The sequence below is a fragment of the Sphingomonas alpina genome, from assembly GCF_014490665.1.
Lineage (GTDB): Bacteria > Pseudomonadota > Alphaproteobacteria > Sphingomonadales > Sphingomonadaceae > Sphingomonas > Sphingomonas alpina.
On record NZ_CP061038.1, the window covers coordinates 3,124,506 to 3,148,679 of the forward strand.

The following is a 24,174-nucleotide window of genomic DNA, read 5'->3' on the forward strand; positions in this document are numbered from 1 at the left end:
GCCTCTCAGAAGATCAGGGTCGCGCGCGCGAAGAATTCGCGGCCATTGGTGCCGATCGCGCCGGCCTCGGGGTACAGCAGCCCTCCGCCCTGCGTCAGCCCCCGCTCCGCGGTCTTGTCGGGATAAGCGTCGGTCATGTTGAGGATGCCGATGCCGAAGCGGAAGCGCTCGTCGACCTTGAGTTCGGCGGTGAGGTCGATCGACGTCACTGCGCCATAGGTCTGCGGCGTCAGCACCGAGGTGGTGGTGAACGCCCCGAATCGCACCAGATCGGCGCCGAGACGGAAGTCGCCGGCATCGATCCGCGCGGCAAGGGTCAGCTTCTCCTCGGGCTGCGCGACGGTGAGCAATTGCAATGCGGGGCCACCGAGCAGCGGCAGCGACGGGATCACGCGATTGACCGCCAGCCGGTCCACCTTGGTTTCGACATGGGCATAGCTGGCGGTGACATTGGCACGGATGCCGCCGAAGCGCTGTGTCCAGTCGGCAGTGATCTCGAAACCCTTGGTGGTGGTGTCGAGCGCATTGGTGAAGAAGCGCGCCTGCGAGGCATTGGTGATGCCGGCCGCCTTCAGGATCGCCGTGACCGCCGGGCCGCTGAGAGTCTCGCTCAGCGCGATGCGGTCGTCGATTTCGATATGGAAGACATCGGCGGACAGGACCAGGCCCTTGAAGGGCTTGAGCACCAACCCGCCGCTAAGGTTGCGCGACCGCTCCTCGCGCAACGGCGCGGCACCAAGCGCGACCGCTACGGGATCGGAAACGGCGAAGGTACCGATATTGACCAGCACCCCGCCGCTCGACTGGCTGGTGACGGTGCTGAAATATTGCTGCTGCAGCGACGGCGCGCGAAACCCGGTCGAGACGGTGGCGCGGAACGCGATCACCTCCGCCGGTTTGTAAAAGAAGCTCAGCTTGCCGGTGGTCGCGTCGCCGAAGTCGCTATAGCGTTCGTGGCGTACGGCGGCGCCCAGGTTCAGGCCCTGGATCGGGCTCAACTCGAGATCGGCGTAGACGCTCAAGGCATGGCGGCTCTCATCGACCGGGATCGGTGGATTATAGCCGGGGAATCCCTGCGCGCCCGCCCCGACATAGGATCCCGGTCCCCCCCCGGCGCAGCTTGAACGTCTCGTAGCGATGCTCCACACCCGCCGCCAGGTTGAGCCCGGAGGCAAAGTCGATCTTCCGGCTGACATCCAGATTCGCCACATTCTGGAAATAGCGCGCACCGCCGCCCGCAAAGGCACGCGGACTAGCCGCACCAAGCGACGTGTTGACCGTGTCGAACACGTTGAAAGTCGCGTCACTCAGGCCGACCGTATCGCTGAGATCGAAGCGCCAGGCACCAAGGTCGCCCGAGACACCGACCGAACCGCCGGCATCGTCGAGATCGACGCGGATGTGCGGCACGAATCCTTGCGGATAGAAGGTCGGGGCGATGGTTGGGGCACGGTACTGCGCCGGGCTGGTTGAGCGGCGATGGTCGTAGATGCCCTGGGCATAGAGTTCGACCGCGCCGATCGGCAGGCGGAAGCTGCCGGCCAGGTTCAGGTCGAGCGACCTGGGGTCGCCCTGCTCGCTGGTGATGCGGCCGTAGCGGCTGTCTACGCCCGCGCGATTGGTCGTACCGCGGTCGCGCAACTCGGCGGTAAGGTTGAGCGCCCCATCCCCGATCGCAAAACCATGGTTGACCGCAGCGATCAGCGTTCGACCATCGCCCTTTTCGGTGATGCCGGATTGGACGCTGGCAAAGCCGCCCTTGGCGGATGACCGCAATGTGATGTTGATGACCCCGGCAATCGCATCGGAGCCGTATTGCGCCGCGGCGCCATCACGCAGGATCTCGATCCGCTCGATCGCCGATACCGGGATCGCACCCAGATCGATAGGCACCGACCCGCGCCCGACGACATTGTTGAAATTGAGCACCGACGACAAATGCCAGCGTTTGCCGTTGACCAGCACCAGTACCTGGTCGGGCGCGAGCCCGCGAAGTGTCGCGGCACGGGTATTCGCGCCCGACGGGCCGGTCGCGGTGCGTGGATAGTTGAACGACGGCGCGAGATACTGAAGCGTGCGGTTGAGGTCGGTCAGGCCCCGTGCCTGAAGGTCGTCGCTGTCGAACACATCGACCGGCGATGGCGATTCCTCGACCAGTCGGCCTGAAGCGCGGGTGCCCACGACGAGAATATCGGCCTCTCCCGTTTCTCCAGTTTCCTGGGCGAAAACTGGCGTCGCCACCGAAGCGGCAAGCACAATGGTTGCGAGCGTTATGCGCATGATCGATCCCCCGAATTTCCGGGGCGGTCCATAAGCGCGGGGCGATCTGCACCGGTATCGCGCAAAGCCGCACGCCATGTTGCACGCCACGCAACGGAACCGTCACGCGACGATGCTATGCGAGCCACATGTTGCGCCAGATGCCCCCCTTGGAAGCCGTCGAGGCGTTCCTTGCCGCAGCCAGATCACGCAGCTTCCGCGCCGCCGCCGCGTCACTTGCGCTCAGTCCGTCGGCATTCTCCCGGCGGATCCAATTGCTTGAGCGTTTCGCTGGGCGGCAGCTCTTCCAGCGCTCCAACGCATCAGCAATCCTCAGTGCGGACGGGGAGCGATATCTGGCGAATGTTGCCCCCGCGATCGAGGCGATCCTTCATGCGACGAATTCGCTGCGCCAGGTCGATGCCGAGGGGACACTGCGCATGGCAACCTCGCATTCGATGGCGGCCGAATGGCTGATGCCGCGACTCCCGAAGCTGTTGTCCGAAACCGGCATCGCACTTGAACTGACCGTATCGCGCGATCCGGAGAGCCTGCGCTCGCAAGCGGTGGACGTAGCGCTCTGGGGCGGGCCGACCCCGGAATTGGCGTCGCTGGTCGACGTGATCGCAAATCTCGATGCGGTTCCGGTCGCGGCACCGCGGCTGTTCGCCGGCCGCTCGCCGCCTCGAACGCCCGCCGATCTAGCGGGACAGCCACTGATCGAGGTCCGGGCAAATGCCGGCCTCTGGCGGCACTGGCTGCGCAAAGCCGGCTATAGCGGCCCACCGCCGGCCGTCGCCGCTCGATACGACACCAATCAACTCAAGAATGAGGCCGCGGCATCCGGCCTTGGCGTCGCGCTGGCGACGCCGATGGTCGCTGAGCGTTTTCTCGCCGATCAGAGACTGGTCGCGTTCACCCGCCTGCGGCTACCCACCGACCAATCCTATTGCCTGCACTATGCCAGCAGCGACGTACGCTTGCGCCGCAGCGTTCAATCGCTGCTGCACTGGCTTCGAGCCGAAGCCCAGTCCTCGCTCAAGCGCTATGACCGCTGGTACGAAGCCGGATCCTGCGCCTGAGCAGCGAGCACCGCGACAGGGCTAGCGCGTGGCGTTATATTTCAGCTGATCGTCGGTCAGCTGAAAGCCGACCAGCGCCTCGAACGTGGCGCGCTGCACCGCCTGGCGAATCTCCGGAGCGGTCAGCGGGTCGACCGCGGCATCGCTGTCGCCGGCCTTGCGCTTCTGTGTCAGCTTCGCCTTCACCTCATCTGGCAGCGTTGCTGCGCTGCGCGCAATGATCGAACTCGCCTGACCGGTGGTTGAGGCGCGCACCTGGCCGGCGTCGAAATGCAGGTTCACATGCCCGATCCGCTTGGCGACGACCGCACTCCCACCGCGCACGACGGTGATGAAATAGGGCAGCGTCACATCGCGCGCGGCGTCGGCACGAATGCGGCTGGCGCGAACCTCGAAGGTCACGCTGGTGACGATGTCGTTGGTAGCATCGGCACAGGTCGAGCGCACATTGGTCATCGACGCGGTCACATCGATTGCCGAGGCTTCGCGGCTTGCCGGTGGATCGAAGATCGTGATGTCGCCGGTCGAGGCCGGAATGCCGACCGTCGGACAGGCCGAACGGACCGCGGTGATGCCGACGCCGCCCGACAGGTCGATATCGCCCTTTTGGCGCAGCCGCCGACCAGCAGCATCGCAATAACGGGAAGGACGATTTTCGAGGCTGTCACGGGCATACGCACCTTATCACAAGGAAGGGGCCCTGGCGCTTGCACGCCGGCCCCGGTTCGACGACACCATAGGAACCGGCTTTCGCAGGCGCAAGCAATCGCGTAGAGCCGTATGACATGAGCACCCCGGAAAAGCCCGCCCTCCAATTGCTGATCGCGGCGCCGCGCGGCTTCTGCGCCGGCGTCGATCGCGCGATCCGCATCGTCGAACTCGCGATCGAGAAGCATGGCGCACCGGTCTATGTCCGGCACGAGATTGTCCATAACAAATATGTCGTCGATTCACTCCGGGCCAAGGGTGCAGTGTTCGTCGAAGAGCTCGACGCGGTGCCCGAAGGCGTGCCGGTAGTCTTTTCCGCTCATGGCGTACCCAAATCGGTGCCCGAAGCTGCGCAGGATCGCGGGCTCACCTATCTCGATGCCACCTGCCCGCTGGTCTCGAAGGTCCATCGTCAGGCCGAGCGGCTCGTCGCGGCGGGGCGGCATATCGTGTTCATCGGCCATACCGGCCATCCCGAGGTGATCGGCACGTTCGGCCAAGTGCCGGAAGGTGCGATGACACTGATCGAGGACGTTGCCGATGCCGAGGCGTTCACGCCGGCCGACCCGACCAACATTGCCTTCCTGACCCAGACCACCTTGTCTGTCGACGATACAGCTGATGTCGTCGCGACGCTGCAGCGCCGTTTTCCCTCGATCCAGGCACCGCGTCCCGACGATATCTGCTACGCCACGTCGAACCGGCAGACTGCGGTCAAGTCGATCGCATCGATGTGCGACGCAGTATTGGTGATCGGCGCGCCCAATTCGTCGAACTCGCTTCGGCTGGTCGAGGTCGCGGTCCGCGAAGGCACGCCGGCCCGCTTGATCCAGCGCGCCGCGGATCTCGATTTCGAATTCCTGGACGGCGTAACGACGCTCGGAATCACCGCGGGCGCCTCCGCACCCGAAATTCTGGTCCGCGAACTGGTCGACCGGCTGAGCGAACGATTCGAGGTCAGCGAGCGCGAGGTCGAGACCAACCGCGAAACCGTGTCGTTTAAGCTGCCCCGCGGCCTCGAAGCCGCGGCCTGACCCCTTGGCCGTTTATACTCATGTGTCGGCCGAAGCGCTGGCAGCATTCCTTGCGCGCTATGACCATGGCGAGCTTGTCTCTGCCAAGGGCATCGCCGAAGGCGTCGAGAACAGCAACTACATGGTCGACACGACCAGAGGTCGCTTCATCCTGACGCTATACGAGAAGCGCGTGGATTTGGCAGACTTGCCCTTCTTTTTCGCGATGCTCGATCATCTCGCCGAACGCGGCAATCCGGTCCCGCGCGCGCTGACCGACCGAACCGGCGTGGCGATCCAGCAGCTCGAAGGTCGGCCCGCCTGCTTGATCGAATTCCTGCCCGGCGTGTCGGTGTCGCATCCGAACACCGCACAAGCCTTCGCGACCGGCGCTGCAATGGGCCATATGCACGAGTCGCTGGTCGATTTCACCGGCGAGCGATCCAACAGTCTCGGCCCCGATGGCTGGACGGCACTCCTGGCGCGGTGCGGACATGATCTCGACGCGATCGAGTCGGGCCTATTCGACCATGTCAGCGCTGCACTGGAGCGGGTATTGGCGGCATGGCCATATGATCTGCCGCGCGGAGTGATCCATGCCGACCTGTTCCCCGACAATGTCCTGATGCTCGGCGATCGGGTTGGCGGCCTGATCGACTTCTACTTCGCCTGCACCGATATTCGCGCATGGGATCTGGCGGTGATGCACAGCGCTTGGTCGTTCGATGCGAGCGGCGGCACTGTCGATCGCGCAATCGGCGCGGCCTTGGTCGAAGGCTATGTCTCACACTTCCCTTTAAGCGATGCCGAGCGCGCGGCCTTGCCGGTGCTTGCGCGCGGCGCATGCATCCGATTCCTGCTCACCCGTGCCTGGGACTGGCTCAACACGCCAGCCGATGCGCTGGTCACCCGCAAGGATCCGCTGGCCTATCTGCGCCGCCTCAACACTTATGATCAAATGGGCGAGACCCTTTTTCAATGACCGAACCCAATGCCGAGCTCACGCGAGTCGAGATCGCCACCGATGGCGCGTGCAAGGGCAATCCCGGCCCCGGCGGCTGGGGCGCGCTGATCCGCGCCGGCGGCAAGGAAAAGGAGCTGTCCGGCGGCGAAAAGCTGACCACCAACAACCGGATGGAGCTGACCGCTGCGATCGAAGGGCTGAATGCCCTGAAGCGACCCTGCCTGGTCACGCTGTCGACCGACAGCCGCTATGTGATGGACGGCCTGACCAAATGGATCAAAGGCTGGCAACGCAATGGCTGGAAGACCGCCGACAAGAAACCGGTCAAGAATGCCGATCTCTGGCAGGCGCTGCTCGACGCCGCCAAGCCGCATCGAATCGAGTGGAAATGGGTGAAGGGCCATGCCGGTCACCCCGACAATGAGCGGGCTGACCGGCTGGCAAGCAACGCGGCCGACGCCGCGCGCAAAGGCTAAAACTCAGCTATTGTCTTCGGTCGGCGCGCCAGGACCGTTCTTCTTGATCGAATCGATCGCATTTTCGGCAGATGCCTTGCTCGAATAGCCCTCGGTCGAGAACATCACTTCGCTGTTATACTTGAAGCGAACGCGGAACTCGCCGGCCTTGTCCTTATAGATCTCGAACTTGTGCGCCATGGTCATCCTCCGTCGTTGGACCGGACCAGAGTAAGCTCGAAAATCCCGTTACGCCAGCGGTCTGAAACGACCGGGCGCATACGCCGCAGGATCGATCGCGGCGACCATCGGATCGGGCGCGCGCTCAAGCAGCAGCGCAGCGGCCAGCGCAGCGGCGGCAGGCGCTGTCTGGATGCCGAAGCCACCCTGCCCTGCACACCAGAAAAAGCCCGGCACAGCCGAATCGAAGCCATAGACCGGCAACCGGTCCGGCGCGAAGCTGCGCAGACCGGCCCATTTATGCTCGACCGCTGCGACGCGCCAGTCGACCACCTGTTCGAACCGGTCGATCGCCATTGCGACGTCGATTTCCTCCGGCGCGACATCGCGCGGTACGACCAGAGTTTCGTCATGCGGGCTGAGCCAGAGTCGCCCCGCACCTTCGGGTTTGAAGTAGAAGCGGCCGGCAATATCCACGACCATCGGCATGCGTTCCGGCAGGGTGGAATTGACGCGCAATTGCGCGACGGTGCGGCGATAGGCCCGGATCCCGATCGGCACGACGCCGGCAATAGCCGCGACTCGATCCGCCCAGGCGCCGGCGGCATTGACCAGGACCGTCGCCGTGACGGACAACGCGCCGGCCTCGACCTGCCAGCCATTCGCTACTCGCTCTGCACTGCGCAGCGGCGCCGATAGCATTAATTGCGCTCCAGCACGGCGGGCGCGGGAAAGGCAATCGGCATGGAGCGCCGCGACATCGATATATTCGCAGCTCGCCTCCAGCACGCCTAGCGTCCAGTCGGCGCGAAGGCCCGGGACCAATGTCGCAGGATCGACAGCGGCAAGCGATATGCCCGTACCGTCGAACGCCGCCAGAAAAGCGTGGATCGCCTCCTCATCCTCGGCGCGACCGATATGCAGCGCGCCAAGCGGCTTGAGGAAACCGCCATCGTGCAGCGCGGAACCCGAAGCGGTGGTCAACGGCTGGACGCCAGCGCCGCCATAGCTTTCTGACCAGAAGGCCGCCGATCGCCCGGTCGAATGATAGCCGGGCCGATCCTCGGCCTCGATCAGCAGGACGCTTGCATGGGGCGCTACGGCAGCGGCGAGGCTTGCGCCGGCAATTCCCGCGCCGACAATGGCGATATCGTAGCGGTCCATCGGCGGTTCGCTTCAGGCCCGAGCGCGCGCCGCGAGGAAGATATCAATCTCGCCGATCGCACGATTGCGGATCGCATCACGCTCGCGCAGTATTTCGTGCGACGATTCCTTGCCGAAGCGCACGACGCGCGCATCCGGCAATTTTGCTGCCACCTGCAACGCGGCCTTGGGATTCACCAACTTGTCGGCCTCTGCGACGATCACGAGCGTAGGGACGGTCATCGTCTTCAACCGCGGGTCGTCGCGCTGGCGCCGGGTCGATTCGAATGCCTGCATCACCCAGCGCCAGCTTGGCGGGCCAAGCAGCAACTCGGGTTTGGTCGTCTGCCAGAAGATTTCATCATCATAGCGCGAGCGATCATGCGTGAGCAGCGCCTGGCGCGTCACGGTGGTCGCCGGACGTTCATTGTCCCGCCAGGCGGGTCGCGCCGAATTGCCGACGCCGCCGAGCAGCTTCGCCATCCGTTCGCCAAGCCGCGCCCCGAGCGGACTGTGCAGCCCAAGCATCGGCGCGATCAACACCGCCACATCGGGTTTTGCGACTCCTTCGGTCATCGCGCGCAGAATCAGATGGCCGCCCATCGAATGGCCCATCAGCACCGTGGGCCCCACCGCCGCCAATTTCCATTCGGCCCAGAAGGCAGCGAAGTCGGCAATAAAAGTGCCGAAATCCTCGATATGCCCGACATGAGAATCGGGCGATGTTCGCCCCGATCCGCCCTGACCGCGCCAGTCAAGCGACGTGATCGACCACCCCTGTGCGTGCCAATGCGCGAAAACCTCCAGATATTTTTCGAAAATATCGCCGCGCCCGCCCTCGAATAAAATATTGCCGCGCCGGATCGTACCCTCGGCAGGCCAGTCGAAACGGCGGAATTCCCAGCCATCCGGGCCATGCCAGCGAGTGATTGCGGCACCCAGCGGAATGGCGCGGCGGAACGATTGAGGTGAATCCATTGGCAATCGTTACTTTTTGGAAAGCCATGCCGTCTAGGGAATTCCCTTATGGGTTGGGGAAATCCGATAGCTTTGATGCTTGGCGCGCTCGCGCTGCTCCTTGTTTCCGCCGGGATCGAGGACGCGCGTCATCGCGAAATCGCCAATTGGAAGAATCTCGCGATCGCCCTCCTCGCTCCTGCCTGGTGGTGGGCAAACGGCTTGGCGGTCTGGCCTGACATGGCGATGCAATTCGGCATGGCTCTGGCCGTATTCGCGCTGTTCTGCGCTGCGTTCCACTTCGGCTGGATGGGCGGCGGCGACGTCAAGATGATCGGCGCGCTCGCCTTGTGGTTCCCGTTCGTCCCGCTCGTCTCGATGCTGATCATCATGTCGCTGGTCGGCGGTGTGCTCACCGTCGTGCTGATGATCGAGCAGCGCGTCCGCAAGAAACCGGGGTCGCCGGAGATCCCTTACGGCGTCGCGATCGCGATCGCCGCCCTGCTTACTGTTCGCGAACCGATTTTTAACCAGTTTCTGTGAATGATTAACGCCGGATCGACCGTGATCCGCGCTCGAAAAGGTCCGAAGCGTTATGGATACCCGTAAGATCGTCCTGCTGGTGGGTGCATTGATTGTCGCGGCAATCACCGCGTTCATGGCGCGCAGCCTGATCTCTGGCACACCGGCGCCTGTCGCCGGAGCCGCAACAACCGCCGCCGCGCCGATTGACGGTCCGGAAGTGCTGGTCGCGACGCGCGCATTGCCGGTCGGCACCATCCTCGACGCCACGGCGCTGAAATTTCAGCCCTGGCCCAAGGAACTGGTCGAGAACGCCTATTACATCAAGGCCGACACCGACCTGAAGGCATTGCAGGGCACGGTCGTGCGCAACGCGATCACGGCGGGACAGCCGGTGACGCAGGGCGCGCTGGTAAAGCCCGGCGACCGCGGCTTCCTGGCAGCAGCGCTCGGTGCCGGCATGCGCGCCGTGACCATCCCGATTTCGGTACAGACCGGCGTCGCGGGCTTCGTATTTCCGGGCGACCGGATCGACCTGATCCTGACTCAGACGGTTCCCGGTGGCGGCGATGGCCCCCCGCTGAAGGCGTCCGAGACGATCATGCGCAACCTGCGCGTCCTCGCCACCGATCAGCGGACCGACAACACCACTGGTGAAGACGGCAAGACCGTGGTGCGCACCTTTTCCAACGTGACGATCGAGGCAACGCCGAAGATCGCCGAGCAGATCGCCGTCGCGCAGACGCTGGGCGCATTATCGCTGTCGCTGCGCTCGATCGCCGACAATAATTCCGAACTCGAACAGGCGATCGCCAGCGGGGATATCAAAGTTCCCGAAACCGACGATCCCAAAGCCGAGAAGGCAATGATGCTGAAGCTCGCCAGCCAGCCCGCCACCGGCAACAATACATTCGCCGTCGGTGCCGATGTGTCGCGCTTCCAGCGCCGCACCGTACCAGGAAAGAGTGCGGAAGGCAGCATGATGACGAGTGCGCCGGGGGCGCGCCAGCCGGGGGTTATCCGGGCGCGGCACCAGTACATGGCCCGGTCGTGCGTATCGCACGCGGCAACAACGTGACCGAAGTTCCGGTCGGGGGAAGAAGTAACATGCGTATTGCGCTCACGCCGATCGGCTGGCCGCTGGCCGCCGTTCTTGTCGCGGCAACCGTGGGGGGCGCTTCAGTGCCTGCCCCGGCCCAGTCCGCTGCCGCAGCACCCGTATTGCAGGTCAATACCGGTCGAGGAAGGCTGATCACACTCGCCCGGCCGATGAGTGACGTGTTCGTCGCCAGCGACGCGATCGCCGACGTACAGGTCCGGTCGGCCACGCAGATCTATATCTTTGGCAAGGCAGCGGGCGAGACGACGATCTCCGCCACCAACAAGGCAGGCGCCGTGGTCTATTCAGCCACGGTCCGGGTCGGGAACAATTTTGATTCGATCCAGCAGATGCTGAACCTCGCCATGCCCGATGCGCACATCGTCGCGACGCCGATGAACGGTCTGGTTCTGCTGACCGGCACCGTCGCTGCGCCGGCGGACGGTGCCGAAGCGGAACGACTGGTCCAGGCCTATGTCGGCGATACCACAAAGGTGCTCAGCCGACTGAGGAACGCGACCCCGTTGCAGGTCAACCTGCAGGTCAAGTTCGCCGAGGTCAGTCGCAGCTTCGTCAAGAATATCGGCGTCAACATGACCACGCGCGATACTGGCAGCTTCCTGTTCGGACTCAGCCAAGGCCGTCAGGGCACGATTTCGACGGCGCCGGGCGTTCTCGGTAGCGGCACGGTCGACGCCAATGGAGCATTGCCCGGTCAGACAATCGTGAAATTCCCGCCCAGTCTCGGCATGGGCTCCACGATTGGCGCGGCCGGCCGTTTCCTCGGTGTCGACCTACTTGCGTCACTCGACCTGGGCGAAACGATCGGTCAGGTTTCGACCCTGGCCAATCCGAACCTGACGGCCCTGTCGGGCGAGACCGGTACCTTCCTCGCCGGCGGTGAAATCCCGATCCCGGTCAGCCAGGGGCTGGGCGCGGTATCGGTCGAGTATAAGCAATATGGCATCAGCCTGTCCTATACGCCGATCGTGCTGGCGGATGGTCGCATCTCGCTCCGCGTGCGCCCGGAAGTGTCGCAGCTGACCTCGGCAGGCGCGGTTCAGCTGAACGGGACGACCATCCCGGCGATCAGTACGCGGCGTGCGGAAACCACGGTCGAACTGGGTTCGGGCCAGAGCTTCATGATCGCCGGGCTGCTGCAGAACAGCCATGACAATTCGATCGACAAGACCCCGGGCCTGGGCGACGTGCCGGTGCTCGGCGCCCTGTTCCGGTCGAACGGCTTCAAACGCAACGAAACCGAACTGGTGATCGTCATCACCCCATATCTGGTCAAGCCGGTCAACGCGAACGACATCGTCCTGCCGACCGACGGCTACAAGGCGCCGACCGATCTTGGTCGCGTGCTGATGGGTGAACTTGGCGGCGGGGTTACCGGTGGCGACCGGCCCAAGCCGAGTATGGCGCCGTCCACCACTGCGGTTCCCTCTTTCGGCGCTGCTGCGCCGGTCCTGCCCGCTCCACGCGCCGAAGATCGCCGCGAGGAAAAGGCGCCGCCGCCAGGCAAAGCAAAGAAGGGCGCGCCAGTCGCTCCCGGTTTCAGCCTCAACTGACGATGTCAAAACGTGAAGAGCCCATAAGGGATAGAACCATGTTCAAGCGCAGCATCCTGATCGCCACGACTCTCGCCCCCGCCTTGCTGGTAGGCGCGTGCAGCACCGGCACGCAGAATCGCGGTCTCGAATCCGTCCACCAGCCGGTCGTCAGCCGCACCGATCTCGTGTTCGATGCAAGCACCAGCGGCAATGGCCTGGCTCCCGGCGAAGCACAGCGCCTGGCCGGATGGATGCAGTCGCTGCGGCTTGGCTATGGCGACCGTGTCGCGATCGACGACCCCAACCCTTCGGGCAACGGTGTGCGTGACGATGTGCAGTCGCAGATCTCCCGTTACGGTCTGCTCCTCTCCGACGATGCGCCGGTCACCGGCGCACCGGTACAGCCCGGCATGGTCCGCGTGGTCGTCAGCCGGATGAAGGCCAGCGTCCCGGGATGCCCCGATTTCAGCCGCGTCAGCCAGCCCGAATTCGAGAGCAACACATCGTCGAACCAGGGCTGCTCGATCAATTCGAATCTCGCCGCGATGATCGCCAACCCGACCGACCTGGTGCGCGGACAACCCGGCGCGGATGTCACCGATCCGGCATCGGCGACCAAGGCGATCGACGCCTATCGCAAGGCGCCGATCAGCGTCGGTACCAGCCAAGGCAAGAGCGGCGGGAGCAACTAAGTCATGAACGCACCTTTCAATCCGGGACGCGTCGGACACCGCGAACCCTTCGTCGCCTATGTCTGCGACGAGACCACGGCGGAATCGATCCGCCCGGTGGTCGCCGAAATGGGCTGGGCGCCCGAAAAGGTGAACAAGGGCGGGCTGCGCAATGCGGTCCAGTCGCTCTCGGTCTCGGCAAGCCCGCAGATCCTGTTCGTCGATCTTTCGGAATCGGGCGATCCGCTCAACGACATCAATGCGCTCGCCGAAGTGTGCGAGCCCGGCACGGTCGTGATCGCGGCCGGCCAGGTCAATGATGTGCGCCTGTATCGCGACCTGGTGGTCAGCGGCATTCAGGATTATCTGCTCAAGCCGCTTAGCCCCGACATGCTGCGTGAAGCCTTCACGCACGCACAGACGATGCTCAACGCGCCCAAGGCAATCGACCCCTCGGTCGAACGGCCGCATTGCTCGACCGCGGTGATCGGCGCGCGCGGCGGCGTCGGCGCCTCGACCATCGCCACCTCCGTTGCCTGGGTGCTGAGCGAGAAGGGCAAGCGCAACACCGCTTTGCTCGATCTCGACGTGCATTTCGGTACCGGCGCGTTGACCCTCGACCTTGAGCCGGGCCGCGGCCTGACCGACGCGATCGAGAATCCCAGCCGTATCGATGGCCTGTTCATCGAACGCGCGATGGTCAAGTCGAGCGACACCTTGTCGGTGCTGTCGGCGGAAGCGCCAATCAACTCGCCGGTGCTGACCGATGGCGCCGCCTTCTATCAGTTGCAGGAAGAAATGCGCTCGGCGTTCGAATGCACCGTGGTTGATCTGCCGCGCGGCATGCTGGTGCTGCATCCGCATCTCATCACCGATGTGCAGATCGCCATCGTGGTAACCGAATTGACGCTCGCCGCTGCGCGCGATTCGATCCGCATCCTGTCATGGCTGAAGTCGAACGCACCGCAGACCCAGGTCTTCGTGGTCGCCAACCGCGTCCATGCCAATGCGCAGCTTGAGATCAACCGCAAGGATTTCGAAGGATCGATCGAACGCCGGATCGATTTCCTGATTCCCTTCGATCAGAAGATCGCGGCGCAATCGGCCAAGCTCGGCAAGCCGCTGGCTGAGGCCGGAAAGGGCTCGAAGACCGTCGCGCCGATCGTCGATCTTGCGATGAAGCTGATGGGCGCAGGCGACGCGGCGGCGGAGAATTCACCGAAGAAGCTGGCTCCCAAGGGCACATCGTTGATGGGCAAGTTCGGCGATTTCAAATCAATGATGCCGAAGCGAAAAAAATAACCGGTTCGAAGCGGTCGATTGACCGGATCGTAACCAAGCGGAGCGCTTGATACCGTAATGGAATTGATGCCGTTCATCATGCTGTGCGGGGGCGCCTTTGCCGTCCTGCTGCTCATCGTCTTCGCCTTTGCCGGGCCTTCGGCGGAGCGTGCGCAGGCACGCCGTCTGTCGACGCTCCGCGCCCGGCACAGTGATTCGGCCAATGCCGCGGTCGAAGCGCAGATGCGCCGTATCACCGCCAGCCGCGGGACGCGGATGGACGGCGTCGCGATGCGTTTCCTGCCGCGTCCCGCTATCCTGAAAAAGCGTCTGGCAATGACCGGCAAGCCGTGGACGGTCGGCCAGTACGGCATGGCGACCGTTGGTATCTTCGTCGCTGTTACCATTCTGCTGGCGCTCCAGGGCTTGCCCATTGCGCTGTCCATGCTGCTCGGCCTCGTGCTCGGCGCGGGCCTGCCGCATATGGTGGTCAGCTTCTTCATCAAGCGCCGCATCGCGCAATTCACCGCCAAGCTGCCCGACGCGATCGAGCTGCTGGTGCGCGGCCTGCGCTCCGGCCTCCCGATCACCGAAACCATCGCAGTGGTCGGCAACGAGGTCGAGGGTCCGGTCGGCGTTGAATTCCGCATGGTCACCGACAAGATGAAGATCGGCCGCACGCTCGACGTTGCGCTGCAGGACACCGCAGACCGGCTCGGCACGCCCGAATTCCAGTTCTTCGTCATCTCGATCGCGATCCAGCGCGAGACCGGCGGCAATTTGGCAGAAACGCTTGCCAATCTGGCCACCGTGCTGCGCATGCGCGGCCAGATGAAGCTCAAGATCAAGGCGATGTCGTCCGAATCCAAGGCGTCCGCCTACATCATCGGGTCGCTGCCGTTCATCGTGTTCGGCATGATCTGGATGATCAACGGCAGCTATATGCAGAGCTTCTTCAGCGACGAACGGCTGATGGTCGCCGGTGGCGGTGGCATCCTGTGGATGGCGATCGGCGCCTTCATCATGGCCAAGATGATCAATTTCGAGATTTAAGGAAGAATACGGGCATCATGGGCGATACGGCTGGACCGACGATCCTTGGGGTCGATGTGATGATGGTGGCGACCCTGCTCGCCGGCGTCGCCGCATTCGCCGTATTGCTCGCCATCTATGCGGCGACAACGGTCCGCGACCCGATGATCAAGCGCGTCAAGGCGCTGAACGAACGCCGCGAGCAGTTGAAGGCGGGCATCACCGCATCGACCAAGCGCCGCGCCAAACTGGTCACCAAGAACCAGACCACCGACCGCATCAAATCGATCCTGTCGTCGCTGCAGGTGCTGCAGGAAAGCCAGGTCAAGGCCGCGCAGATCAAGCTGATGCAGGCCGGCATCCGATCGAAGGAATATGCCGTCGCGGTCATTTTCGGCCGCCTCGTCCTGCCGATCATCTTCGGCGGGCTGATGCTCTATCTCGTCTACGGCACCGAGATGTTCGCCGATTACAGCGCGATCAAGCGCTACGGGATTGTCGCGGGGACGTTCATCCTGAGCTACAAGGCACCGGACATCTTCCTCAAGAACAAGATCACCAAGCGCTCCGATGCGATCCGCAAAGGCCTGCCCGATGCGCTCGACCTGCTGGTGATCTGTGCCGAAGCGGGACTCACTGTCGACGCCGCATTCCACCGCGTGTCGCGCGAACTGGGCCGCGCGTACCCTGAACTGGGCGACGAATTCACCCTGACCGCGATCGAACTCGGCTTTCTCAGCGAGCGCCGTCAAGCGTTCGAGAATCTCGCCATGCGAGTCAATCTCGACGCCATCAAGGGCGTGGTGACAACCATGGTACAGACCGAGAAATACGGCACGCCGCTGGCATCCGCGCTGCGCGTGCTCTCCGCCGAATTCCGCAACGAACGCATGATGCGCGCCGAGGAAAAGGCCGCGCGCCTGCCCGCGATCATGACCGTACCGTTGATCCTGTTCATCCTGCCGACGCTGTTCGTCGTCATTCTCGGGCCGGCCGCCTGCTCTATCTCCGACGCGTTCAAGGGCGGGATCTAGGGCCGGACCTAGCGCTTGATCCCGACCGCCTGACTCGTCAGGATTGTCACCGGCGCTGCAACCATTGCGCCGGGACTCGTCGGGAGACGATCGCAATGCTGTTCACGACCTTTGGTCAATTCGTGGCGCTCCTGGTGCTGTTCTTCGGCGGACTGATGCTGGGACTCGGCCTGCATCCCGGCGGCAGGAAATGGCGCAAGCGACTTTACGCCGAGAGCGAGGCCTATAGCGCCTATCGACGCAAGGCCGAGACCCAGATCCGCGAGGGCACCGCCCGCATCACCGAACTCGAGCGCGAGAACGATGCGCTCAAGGGAGTGAGCGCCCCGTCAAAGGCCGTCGCCGAGCCGACCACCGAAACCAGGATCGTCGAACCCGCCGACGCAAAGGATGACCCGGCTGCCGGGGAGCCGGTGCCCCGCTTTGCCTATGCCCCTGCCCTCGGACTGGCGCTCCCGGTTGCCGCCAGCGCCGCCGTCTCGGCCTTTCCGTCGCCCACCCCCGCGCCCGAGCCTGAGCCAGTGGTCGAAGCCGACGATCTGTCACGCCTGCGCGGTGTGGACGAGCCGCTCAGGGCTCGGTTGGCCGATCTTGGCGTGAAGCGCTTTGCCGATATCGAGGATTTATCGGCCGAGGACGAAATGGCGCTGGAACGACGGCTCGACCTGCCTGCCGGCCGCATCGCGAGTGAACAATGGCGCGATCAGGCAACGCTGCTGCGTACCGGCAAGACCAAGGTGCATCGCACCCGCTTCGGGACCGCCTGACGGTTCAGCCCGTCACTGCCGAGCAGCGCGCCGATCGCCGCGCCGCATCGATCGGCGTGAAATTGGCGCGGTTCTCGATCAGGATGCGGATCAACGCCACGCCGCGATTGCCATCGACTCGCACAGTCTCGGCCCCCGCCGGGATCGATTGCCCGGCGCGTGCAATGGCGATGCGCAGCGGCTTGCGCATGCCCCCGGCGTCGTTGCGCACGAATACGGCATTGGTGTTCGCATCGAAGATCGACAGCGACCAATAGGGTGCCGTAACCGGCGTCGCCTCGATCAGCACCGGGCCGTGGGAAAGGTCATAGGGGCAGGAGGAATAGGCGAGGTCAGGGCTCGGCCGAACGATGGTGCGCGAGGCCGCGGTGGCGAGCGGCGTGTGCTTCATCTGGTTGAAGCCGCCGATCGACGCGACGCGCTTCACCGCGAGCCACATCAGCATGCGCGGCGTGGCGATCAGGGTCACCTGCCAGGCGGTGACTCCAAGCAGAATTCCGAACATCAGCGGCAAGGTCCAGCGACGCGTCATGCGCAGGCCTCCCGCACGATGCTGGGCAATTGATCGCGGGTGAAATTAGCGGCGCCGCGATCGGCGGGCAGATAGGCGCGCAGCGTGAGTTCGAACCGTCCGGGCTTGCCAGTCGGCAGCCAGTGCCCCGGCTGCCGGTCAGGCGCGATCGTCACCAGCCACTGCGCCTGCTCCGGTGCCGGCAGCGCGGCGCTGCCGATCGACCAGATGTTCGCCGGATTGGCGACGAGATAGCCCTGTGGATCGTAGAGCGTCAGGCTCCACCATTTGACCGGCAAGGCACCGCCCATCACGAGATAGCGGCATTTGCCGTCGAGCGGCCGGCCGGCATCATCCGTCGCGGCGTTGTAATAGCGCGTCTCGGTTGCCGGCAGTGCGAGCAACCCGCGCAACGCCACCACCGCACGGGTTTTCGCACTGGCCGCGGCGGTGCCGTAATCCTTGCCGGTGGTCCAGGGCCCGATCGCCGTGGCGCCGCCGAGTGCGCCTGCGCGAACGCTCCAGACCGCACCGCCGGAACCGATGAGGATGCCGATGACGCCGGTGATCGCATATCTCGCCCATGGCCACATGGCGCTGTCTCCCCCTGCCCTGAGCGGGAGACTGCGCGAAAAGCGCGGGGCAGACCAGCCTATTTAGGGTTCAGACCCATAACTAATGAGGTCGAGATGGAGACGAAAAGGGTCGCTGGGAGAGAGGGCGCGCCGCCGGATGGCGGTGTCTATCTGGCAAGCGCCCGACCGCTCCAGCGGCCCTTTTCGTCCCACTCCTTCGGGGCAGCCTTGTCCGGGCACTGTGGCGCGTCGGAACGCTCGAACGGGAACAGCCCCGTTTAGCGCGCCCCTCCTCCCACAGCGTCCCGGACAAGGCTGTCTCGACCCTCTTTAGTTGTGGGTCTGAACCCTAAGCGCCGCCTGTGCCGCCGCCAGTCGCGCGATCGGTACGCGGTAAGGCGAGGCGCTGACATAATCGAGCCCAATGCTTTCGCAGAACGCGATCGACGCCGGGTCTCCGCCATGCTCGCCGCAAATGCCGAGCTTGATGCCCGGGCGCGCTGCCCTGCCCCGCTCCGCCGCGATCTCGATCAGCTGCCCGACGCCCTCGACATCAAGGCTGACGAACGGATCCTTGGCGTAGATGCCGCGCTCGACATAGGTCGTCAGGAAGCGCGCCGCATCGTCGCGGCTAACGCCCAGTGTGGTCTGAGTCAGGTCATTGGTACCAAAGGAAAAGAACTCACCGATCTCAGCGATTTCGCCTGCCATCAGCGCGGCGCGCGGCAGCTCGATCATCGTGCCGACGAGATATTCGATCGTGCGGCCCTTGTCGGCAAACACCGCTTGCGCCGCCTTGTCGACCACGACCTTCATCAGCTCGAGCTCGCGCCGCGTGGCGACCAGCGGGATCATCACTTCGGGGATTGGCGCATCACCCGATTTGTCGGCGACCTCCACAGCTGCCTCGAAAATGGCACGCGCCTGCATCTCGTAGATTTCGGGATAGGTCACGCCGAGCCGGCAACCGCGATGGCCAAGCATCGGGTTGAATTCGTGCAGTTCGGCGGCGCGGCGCTTGAGGATGTCGACATCGACCCCGGCGGCGGCGGCGACTTCGGCGAACTCGCTTTCCTCATGCGGCAGGAATTCGTGCAGCGGCGGATCGAGCAAACGGATGGTGACCGGTAGGCCCGCCATCACCTCGAACAGCTGGATGAAGTCGGCGCGCTGTTCAGGCAGCAACTTCTCGAGCGCGATCCGACGGCCCTTCTCATCCTCGGCGAGGATCATCTGGCGCACCGCGGTGATGCGCGCGGCGTCGAAGAACATATGCTCGGTGCGGCACAGGCCGATACCCTCGGCGCCGAACTCGCGCGCGACCCGGGCGTCGAGCGGCGTTTCCGCATTGGCGCGCACCCTCAAGCGACGAACGCCATCGGCCCACACCATCAACGTACCGAAATCGCCCGACAGCTCGGGCTGCACGGTCGGCACGGCGCCAGCCATCACTTCGCCGGTGGTGCCGTCGATGGTGATCGTGTCGCCTTCGCGTATTTCGCGCCCGGCACTGCCGGTGCCGACGCGCATCACGCCGGCCTTGGCATCGATCGAGATCGTTCCGGCGCCCGAGACGCAGGGGCGCCCCATGCCGCGCGCGACCACTGCCGCATGGCTGGTCATGCCGCCGCGCGCGGTCAGGATGCCCTTCGCCGCGTGCATGCCGTGGATATCCTCGGGCGAGGTCTCGACCCGGATCAGGATCACGCTCTCGCCTGCCGCAGCACGCTTCTCTGCCGTGTCGCTGTCGAACACCGCCATGCCGCTGGCCGCCCCCGGCGATGCCGGCAGCCCCTTGGTCAGCACATCGCGCACCGCATTCGGATCGAGCGTCGGATGGAGCAGCTGATCGAGCGCCTGCGGATCGACCCGCGCGACCGCTTCCTCGCGCGTGATCAGGCCTTCCTCGGCCATATCGACCGCGATCTTCAGCGCGGCTTTGGCGGTGCGCTTGCCCGAGCGGGTCTGCAGCATCCAGAGCTTGCCCTGCTGTACGGTGAACTCGATGTCCTGCATGTCGCGGTAATGCGTCTCGAGCAGGTCGAACACCTTGGCCAACTCACCGAACACGACCGGCATCGCTTCTTCCATCGAGGCCGGCTTGGCATTGGCGGTCTCGCGCGCCGCCTTCGTCAGATATTGCGGTGTACGGATGCCCGCGACGACATCCTCGCCCTGCGCATTGATCAGGAATTCGCCATAATAAGCCCGGTCGCCCTTGGCCGGGTCGCGCGTGAACGCCACGCCCGTCGCTGAGGTATCGCCCATATTGCCGAACACCATCGCCTGCACGTTCACGGCCGTGCCCCAGGCTGCGGGAATGTCGTTCAGACGGCGATAGACCTTGGCGCGCTCCGACTGCCACGATCCGAACACCGCACCGACCGCGCCCCACAGCTGGTCATGCACGTCCTGCGGGAAGGGCTTGTTCCACTGCGCCTCGACCAGCGCCTTGTACTCGGCGACCAGCGCCTGCAGGTCCTCGGCGGTCAGCTCCGTGTCGAGATAATAACCCTTGTCTTCCTTGGCGATCTCGAGCGCTTCCTCAAAGCTGCCATGGTCGAGTTCGAGCACCACATCGGCGTACATCTGGATGAAGCGGCGATAGCTGTCCCAGGCGAAACGGTCGTCGCCCGAGGTGGCGGCCAGGCCCTTCACCGTTTCGTCGTTGAGGCCGAGGTTGAGCACCGTATCCATCATGCCCGGCATCGACGCGCGCGCGCCGGAGCGGACCGAAACGAGCAGCGGGTCGCCTGCGTCGCCGAACTTCTTGCCCGTCACGCCCTCGATATGGGCGATGCCGGTGGCAACTTCGTCGCGCAGCGCCTGTGGAAAGGCGCGGCCTTCGTCATAATAGACTTCGCAGAATTCGGTCGAGATGGTGAAGCCCGGCGGCACCGGCAGGCCGATCGAGGCCATCTCGGCAAGGTTCGCACCCTTGCCGCCGAGCAGATTCTTGTCGCCCTTGCCCCCGTCGGAAACTCCGCCGCCGAAGCGGTAGACGTACTGCGTCATTCACTCGTCCCCATTTTTAAGCATGCGCGTTTGGGCTCGACCCGGTCAGCCCTCGATCTTCGAAAAATCAGCGACCGAATGGACCGCATCGCGAACCCGGGCGAGCAAGGCGAGCCGCGCGGTGCGCTTGTCCGGATCGGGATCATTGACCGTCACCTCTTCGAAGAACTGGTCGATCGGCCCTCTCAGGCTCGCCAATGCCGCCATCGCTCCCTCGAACTCCTCCGCCGCCACGGCGTCACGCGCACGCGGCTCAGCGGAATCGAGCGCAGCGACCAGTGCGCCTTCAGCCGGATCGCGATCATACGCCACATCCTTATCCTCGGCGGCGGTAAAGCCTTCCTTCTTGAGGATGTTGGCGGCGCGCTTGTAGCCGGCGAGCAGGTTGGTGCCATCCTCGGTCGTGACGAAGGATTGCAGCGCATGGACGCGGGCGAGCAGGCGGACGAGATCGTCCTCGCCACCGAGCGCGAATACCGCATCGATCAGGTCATGACGGACGCCGGCTTCGCGTTGCTGGACCTTGAGGCGGTCCAATGCGAAATCATATTCACTTTGCAAAATTCTCAACTGCTCCTGAGCGTCTCCGCCGATCAACGAGCTTATTACTTCAAATCTGCGCTTACGGTCGGCATATCTATGCACGTCTTTAATAATATCGAAAGCCTTTAGGAGTTTATTTTCATTAACAAAGGCTAGTACCCGATTCCACTCTCTTCCTAGTTCTACGTCCGCCGAAAGTTCGCTAACGCTATCTTCGAGTTCTTTCTTAATTTGATCTTGAAATGCCAACAGAATCTGTCCGGCCATAACTACAAAATTGGCACGCAGGTTGATCGACGTCAGCAGCGCAACGATTCCGAGCATTGCACGCCGAAGTGCGTATGGATCTTTTGAGCCAGTGGGAGGCTCCCGCATTAAAAAGAATGCAGTCACGGTATCCAACTTATCCGCCAGCGACACCGCCACCGTGACCGGCGCGGTCGGTACGTCATCGCCCTGCCCGACCGGCTTGTAATGATCGCGGATCGCCTCGGCGACCTCGACGGGTTCGCCCTGCGCGGTGGCGTAATAGCCGCCCATCAGGCCCTGCAGTTCGGGGAATTCGCCGACCATGCCGGTGACGAGATCGGCCTTGCACAGGCGTGCGGCGCGTTCGGCCATATCGGCGAGCCGCGCCCGTTCCTCCGCCGTCATCCCCGCGAAAGCGGGGATCCCGCTGCCTTGCGCGGTTTCCGCGGGCGCGGCGGTAGAAGCAGAAGAAGCGGGATCCCCGCTTTCGCGGGGATGACGGGTGGTCGGATCGGCGCCGACAATCCCTTCCTCGACCAGCCACCGTGCCAGCTTCGCCACGCGGTCGACCTTGTCCGCGACCGTACCGAGCTTCTCATGGAACACGATGCGGTCGAGCTTCGCCGCTTGCTCCTCGAGCGGCACTTTCAGATCGGTCTCGTAGAAGAATTTCGCGTCGGACAGCCGCGCCGCCAGTACCTTGCGGTTGCCGTCGATGATCTTCGCGCCACCATCGGCCGCGTCGATATTGGCGGTGCACACGAAGGCATTGGCGAGCTTGCCCTCAGCATCGCGGCACACGAAATATTTCTGGTTCACGCGCGCCGTCAGCTGGATCACTTCCGGCGGCACCGCCAGAAACGCTTCGTCGAAGCGCCCGAGCAACGGCACCGGCCATTCGGTCAGCCCGGCATTCTCGGTCAGCAGCCCCTCGTCCTGGATCAGTTCCAGCCCAGCCTTGCGCGCGGCCATGGTCGCGCCAAGCGCGATGATCTGGCGGCGTTCGGCTTGGTCGACAATGACATGCGCATCGCGCAGCTGTTCGGCATAAGTCGCCGCGCTGGTGATGGCGATCGCGCCCGGTGCGTGGAAACGATGGCCGACCGTGGTCGCGCCCGACGCGATCCCGGCAATCTCGCACGGCACCACGGTCTCGCCGAGCAAAGCGACGATGCCCTGGAGCGGACGAACCCATTTGAGACTTTCGGTCGAGGCCGAGGCATCACCCCAGCGCATCGATTTCGGCCATGGGAAGGCGCGGATGATCGCCGGAATCGCCTCGGCCAGCACATCGGCGGTCGCGCGGCCCGGCTTTTCGACCACCGCGAAATAAATGCCGTCGCGCTCGGTCAGCTGGTCCCGGGTCAGGCCGGTCTTGCGCAGAAAGCCTTCGAGCGCCTGGGGCGGCGCGCTGGTCTTCGGGCCCTTGGTCTCTTCCGACACCGCTTCGGTCTGAAGCGGCAGGTCGCGGGCGATCAGGGTCAAGCGGCGCGGCGTGGCAAGCGTTTCAAGTGCGCCAGCTTTCAGGCCGGCCTTGTCGAGTTCGGCCGCGAACAAGCGCGCCAGATCGCCACGCGCCTTGTCCTGCATGCGCGCCGGAATCTCTTCCGAACGAAGTTCCAGAAGAAAGTCGGTCACGCCGCCCATCCGTTCTTGTCCATCCACGCCTGGCAACTGCCCTTCGCGAGATCGCGCACCCGGCCCATATAGGCCTGGCGTTCCGCGACCGAGATCACCCCGCGCGCCTGGAGCAGGTTGAACACATGGCTCGCCTTGATCGCCTGCTCATAAGCAGGGATCGGCAGCTTCGCTTCGAGGCAATTCTCGCATTCGGCGGTCGCCTTGCGGAACAGGTCGAACAGCGTGTCGGTGTTCGCCACTTCGAAATTCCAGGTCGATTGCTCGATCTCGTTTTCGAGGAACACGTCGCCATAGCTTACGCCCGCGTCGTTATAGGCGAGGTCGTAGATCGAATCCTTGTTCTGCAGATACATGGCAAGGCGTTCCAACCCATAGGTCAGCTCGCCCGCGACCGGCTTGCAGTCGAATCCGCCCATCTGCTGGAAATAGGTGAACTGAGTCACTTCCATTCCGTCGCACCAGACTTCCCAGCCAAGCCCCCAGGCGCCGAGCGTCGGGCTTTCCCAATCGTCCTCGACGAAGCGGATGTCGTGATGGGTGAAATCGATGCCGATCGCGGCGAGGCTGCCGAGATAGAGTTCCTGCAGGTTCGGCGGGCTCGGCTTCAGGATCACCTGATACTGGTAATAATGCTGCAGCCGGTTGGGGTTCTCGCCATAGCGGCCATCGGTCGGGCGGCGGCACGGCTGCACGAACGCGGCGTTCCACGCATCGGGGCCGAGCGCGCGCAATGTCGTCGCGGTATGGAAGGTGCCCGCGCCCATTTCCATGTCGTACGGCTGCAGGATGAGGCAGCCATGATCGCTCCAATAATCATGGAGCTTCAGGATCATGCGCTGAAAGCTCAGCGGCTTGGTGTCGGGACCAGCGGTCACGCGGCGGAAACCCTTCGCAAGTGCGGGATAAAAAGCGCCGCC

21 protein-coding genes and 2 pseudogenes are annotated in these 24,174 nt (G+C 64.1%); 12 read left to right on the plus strand and 11 right to left on the minus strand.

Translation table 11 applies throughout. From position 1 onward, the window contains the following. Positions 1-5: 5 nt before the first annotated feature. On the minus strand, positions 6-1,148 hold the full coding sequence (locus H3Z74_RS24425) for a TonB-dependent receptor plug domain-containing protein (protein ID WP_229726590.1): 1,143 nt from the start codon (positions 1,146-1,148) through the stop codon (positions 6-8). Further along, a complete protein-coding gene (locus H3Z74_RS24430) occupies positions 1,057-2,280 on the minus strand; it encodes a TonB-dependent receptor plug domain-containing protein (RefSeq protein ID WP_229726591.1) in 1,224 nt (407 codons plus the stop codon). The genes H3Z74_RS24425 and H3Z74_RS24430 overlap by 92 nt, the downstream gene beginning before the upstream one ends. Positions 2,281-2,420: 140 nt before the next feature. Here H3Z74_RS24430 and H3Z74_RS14475 point away from each other — a divergent pair, with 140 nt between their 5' ends. Next, the gene (locus H3Z74_RS14475) at positions 2,421-3,341 is read left to right on the plus strand and encodes a LysR substrate-binding domain-containing protein (RefSeq protein WP_187760320.1); all 921 of its coding nucleotides are present in this window, start codon (positions 2,421-2,423) and stop codon (positions 3,339-3,341) included. 21 nt (positions 3,342-3,362) lie between these two features. Here H3Z74_RS14475 and H3Z74_RS14480 read toward each other — a convergent pair. Next, positions 3,363-4,015, minus strand: a pseudogene (locus H3Z74_RS14480) (hypothetical protein). A 111-nt stretch (positions 4,016-4,126) separates the two neighbouring features. Between H3Z74_RS14480 and ispH the strand changes: the two are divergent. The 3 genes from ispH to rnhA are packed head-to-tail and all read left to right on the plus strand — an operon-like array spanning position 4,127 to position 6,502. Continuing rightward, positions 4,127-5,083 (plus strand): 4-hydroxy-3-methylbut-2-enyl diphosphate reductase, encoded by a 957-nt coding sequence (gene ispH, locus H3Z74_RS14485; RefSeq protein WP_187760321.1) that lies wholly within the window; start codon positions 4,127-4,129, stop codon positions 5,081-5,083. Positions 5,084-5,087: 4 nt separating this feature from the next. Next, positions 5,088-6,044 (plus strand): homoserine kinase, encoded by a 957-nt coding sequence (gene thrB / locus H3Z74_RS14490; RefSeq protein ID WP_187760322.1) that lies wholly within the window; start codon positions 5,088-5,090, stop codon positions 6,042-6,044. Continuing rightward, entirely contained in the window at positions 6,041-6,502 is a 462-nt protein-coding gene (gene rnhA, locus H3Z74_RS14495; protein ID WP_187760323.1) for a ribonuclease HI, read from the plus strand. Before thrB ends, rnhA begins: the two co-directional genes overlap by 4 nt. A gap of 3 nt (positions 6,503-6,505) precedes the next feature. On the opposite strand, the gene H3Z74_RS14500 is transcribed toward rnhA, so the two are convergent. From H3Z74_RS14500 to H3Z74_RS14510, 3 genes are read right to left on the minus strand one after another with little or no spacing between them, the layout of a single operon-like run. Further along, the gene (locus H3Z74_RS14500; RefSeq protein WP_082006694.1) at positions 6,506-6,682 is read right to left on the minus strand and encodes a YegP family protein; all 177 of its coding nucleotides are present in this window, start codon (positions 6,680-6,682) and stop codon (positions 6,506-6,508) included. A 48-nt stretch (positions 6,683-6,730) separates the two neighbouring features. Then, the gene (locus H3Z74_RS14505; RefSeq protein WP_187760324.1) at positions 6,731-7,825 is read right to left on the minus strand and encodes an NAD(P)/FAD-dependent oxidoreductase; all 1,095 of its coding nucleotides are present in this window, start codon (positions 7,823-7,825) and stop codon (positions 6,731-6,733) included. 12 nt (positions 7,826-7,837) lie between these two features. After that, the gene (locus H3Z74_RS14510; protein WP_187760325.1) at positions 7,838-8,782 is read right to left on the minus strand and encodes an alpha/beta fold hydrolase; all 945 of its coding nucleotides are present in this window, start codon (positions 8,780-8,782) and stop codon (positions 7,838-7,840) included. Positions 8,783-8,857: 75 nt separating this feature from the next. On the opposite strand from H3Z74_RS14510, the gene H3Z74_RS14515 reads away from it, so the two are divergent. From H3Z74_RS14515 to H3Z74_RS14550, 8 genes and pseudogenes are all read left to right on the plus strand, one after another. After that, entirely contained in the window at positions 8,858-9,304 is a 447-nt protein-coding gene (locus H3Z74_RS14515) for an A24 family peptidase (protein WP_229726592.1), read from the plus strand. A 52-nt stretch (positions 9,305-9,356) separates the two neighbouring features. Beyond that, a pseudogene (cpaB, locus tag H3Z74_RS14520) lies at positions 9,357-10,384 on the plus strand (Flp pilus assembly protein CpaB); the annotation flags it as partial. A 6-nt stretch (positions 10,385-10,390) separates the two neighbouring features. Then, a complete protein-coding gene (locus H3Z74_RS14525) occupies positions 10,391-11,956 on the plus strand; it encodes a type II and III secretion system protein family protein (protein ID WP_187764338.1) in 1,566 nt (521 codons plus the stop codon). A 38-nt stretch (positions 11,957-11,994) separates the two neighbouring features. After that, entirely contained in the window at positions 11,995-12,630 is a 636-nt protein-coding gene (locus H3Z74_RS14530) for a CpaD family pilus assembly protein (protein ID WP_187760327.1), read from the plus strand. Positions 12,631-12,633: 3 nt separating this feature from the next. Continuing rightward, complete coding sequence (locus H3Z74_RS14535; RefSeq protein WP_187760328.1) at positions 12,634-13,911, plus strand: AAA family ATPase; 1,278 nt, start codon at positions 12,634-12,636, stop codon at positions 13,909-13,911. A 57-nt stretch (positions 13,912-13,968) separates the two neighbouring features. Further along, positions 13,969-14,943, plus strand: a complete 975-nt coding sequence (locus tag H3Z74_RS14540; protein WP_187760329.1) for a type II secretion system F family protein — start codon at positions 13,969-13,971, stop codon at positions 14,941-14,943. A 17-nt stretch (positions 14,944-14,960) separates the two neighbouring features. Beyond that, the gene (locus tag H3Z74_RS14545; protein WP_187760330.1) at positions 14,961-15,956 is read left to right on the plus strand and encodes a type II secretion system F family protein; all 996 of its coding nucleotides are present in this window, start codon (positions 14,961-14,963) and stop codon (positions 15,954-15,956) included. A 95-nt stretch (positions 15,957-16,051) separates the two neighbouring features. After that, positions 16,052-16,723, plus strand: a complete 672-nt coding sequence (locus H3Z74_RS14550) for a hypothetical protein (RefSeq protein ID WP_187760331.1) — start codon at positions 16,052-16,054, stop codon at positions 16,721-16,723. Positions 16,724-16,727: 4 nt separating this feature from the next. Here H3Z74_RS14550 and H3Z74_RS14555 read toward each other — a convergent pair whose 3' ends face one another. The 5 genes from H3Z74_RS14555 to H3Z74_RS14575 form a co-directional block, all read right to left on the minus strand. Next, positions 16,728-17,255, minus strand: coding sequence for a DUF1254 domain-containing protein (locus H3Z74_RS14555; RefSeq protein ID WP_187760332.1), 528 nt, complete (start codon positions 17,253-17,255; stop codon positions 16,728-16,730). Beyond that, positions 17,252-17,827 carry a DUF1214 domain-containing protein gene (locus H3Z74_RS14560; protein ID WP_187760333.1) on the minus strand — a complete coding sequence of 192 codons (576 nt, stop codon included), beginning with the start codon at positions 17,825-17,827 and terminating at the stop codon, positions 17,252-17,254. The genes H3Z74_RS14555 and H3Z74_RS14560 overlap by 4 nt, the downstream gene beginning before the upstream one ends. Positions 17,828-18,139: 312 nt before the next feature. Next, positions 18,140-20,824 (minus strand): pyruvate, phosphate dikinase, encoded by a 2,685-nt coding sequence (gene ppdK / locus H3Z74_RS14565; protein WP_187760334.1) that lies wholly within the window; start codon positions 20,822-20,824, stop codon positions 18,140-18,142. 45 nt (positions 20,825-20,869) lie between these two features. Beyond that, a complete protein-coding gene (gene glyS, locus H3Z74_RS14570; RefSeq protein ID WP_187760335.1) occupies positions 20,870-23,254 on the minus strand; it encodes a glycine--tRNA ligase subunit beta in 2,385 nt (794 codons plus the stop codon). Then, the gene (locus H3Z74_RS14575) at positions 23,251-24,090 is read right to left on the minus strand and encodes a glycine--tRNA ligase subunit alpha (protein ID WP_187764339.1); all 840 of its coding nucleotides are present in this window, start codon (positions 24,088-24,090) and stop codon (positions 23,251-23,253) included. The genes glyS and H3Z74_RS14575 overlap by 4 nt, the downstream gene beginning before the upstream one ends. Positions 24,091-24,174: the final 84 nt, after the last annotated feature.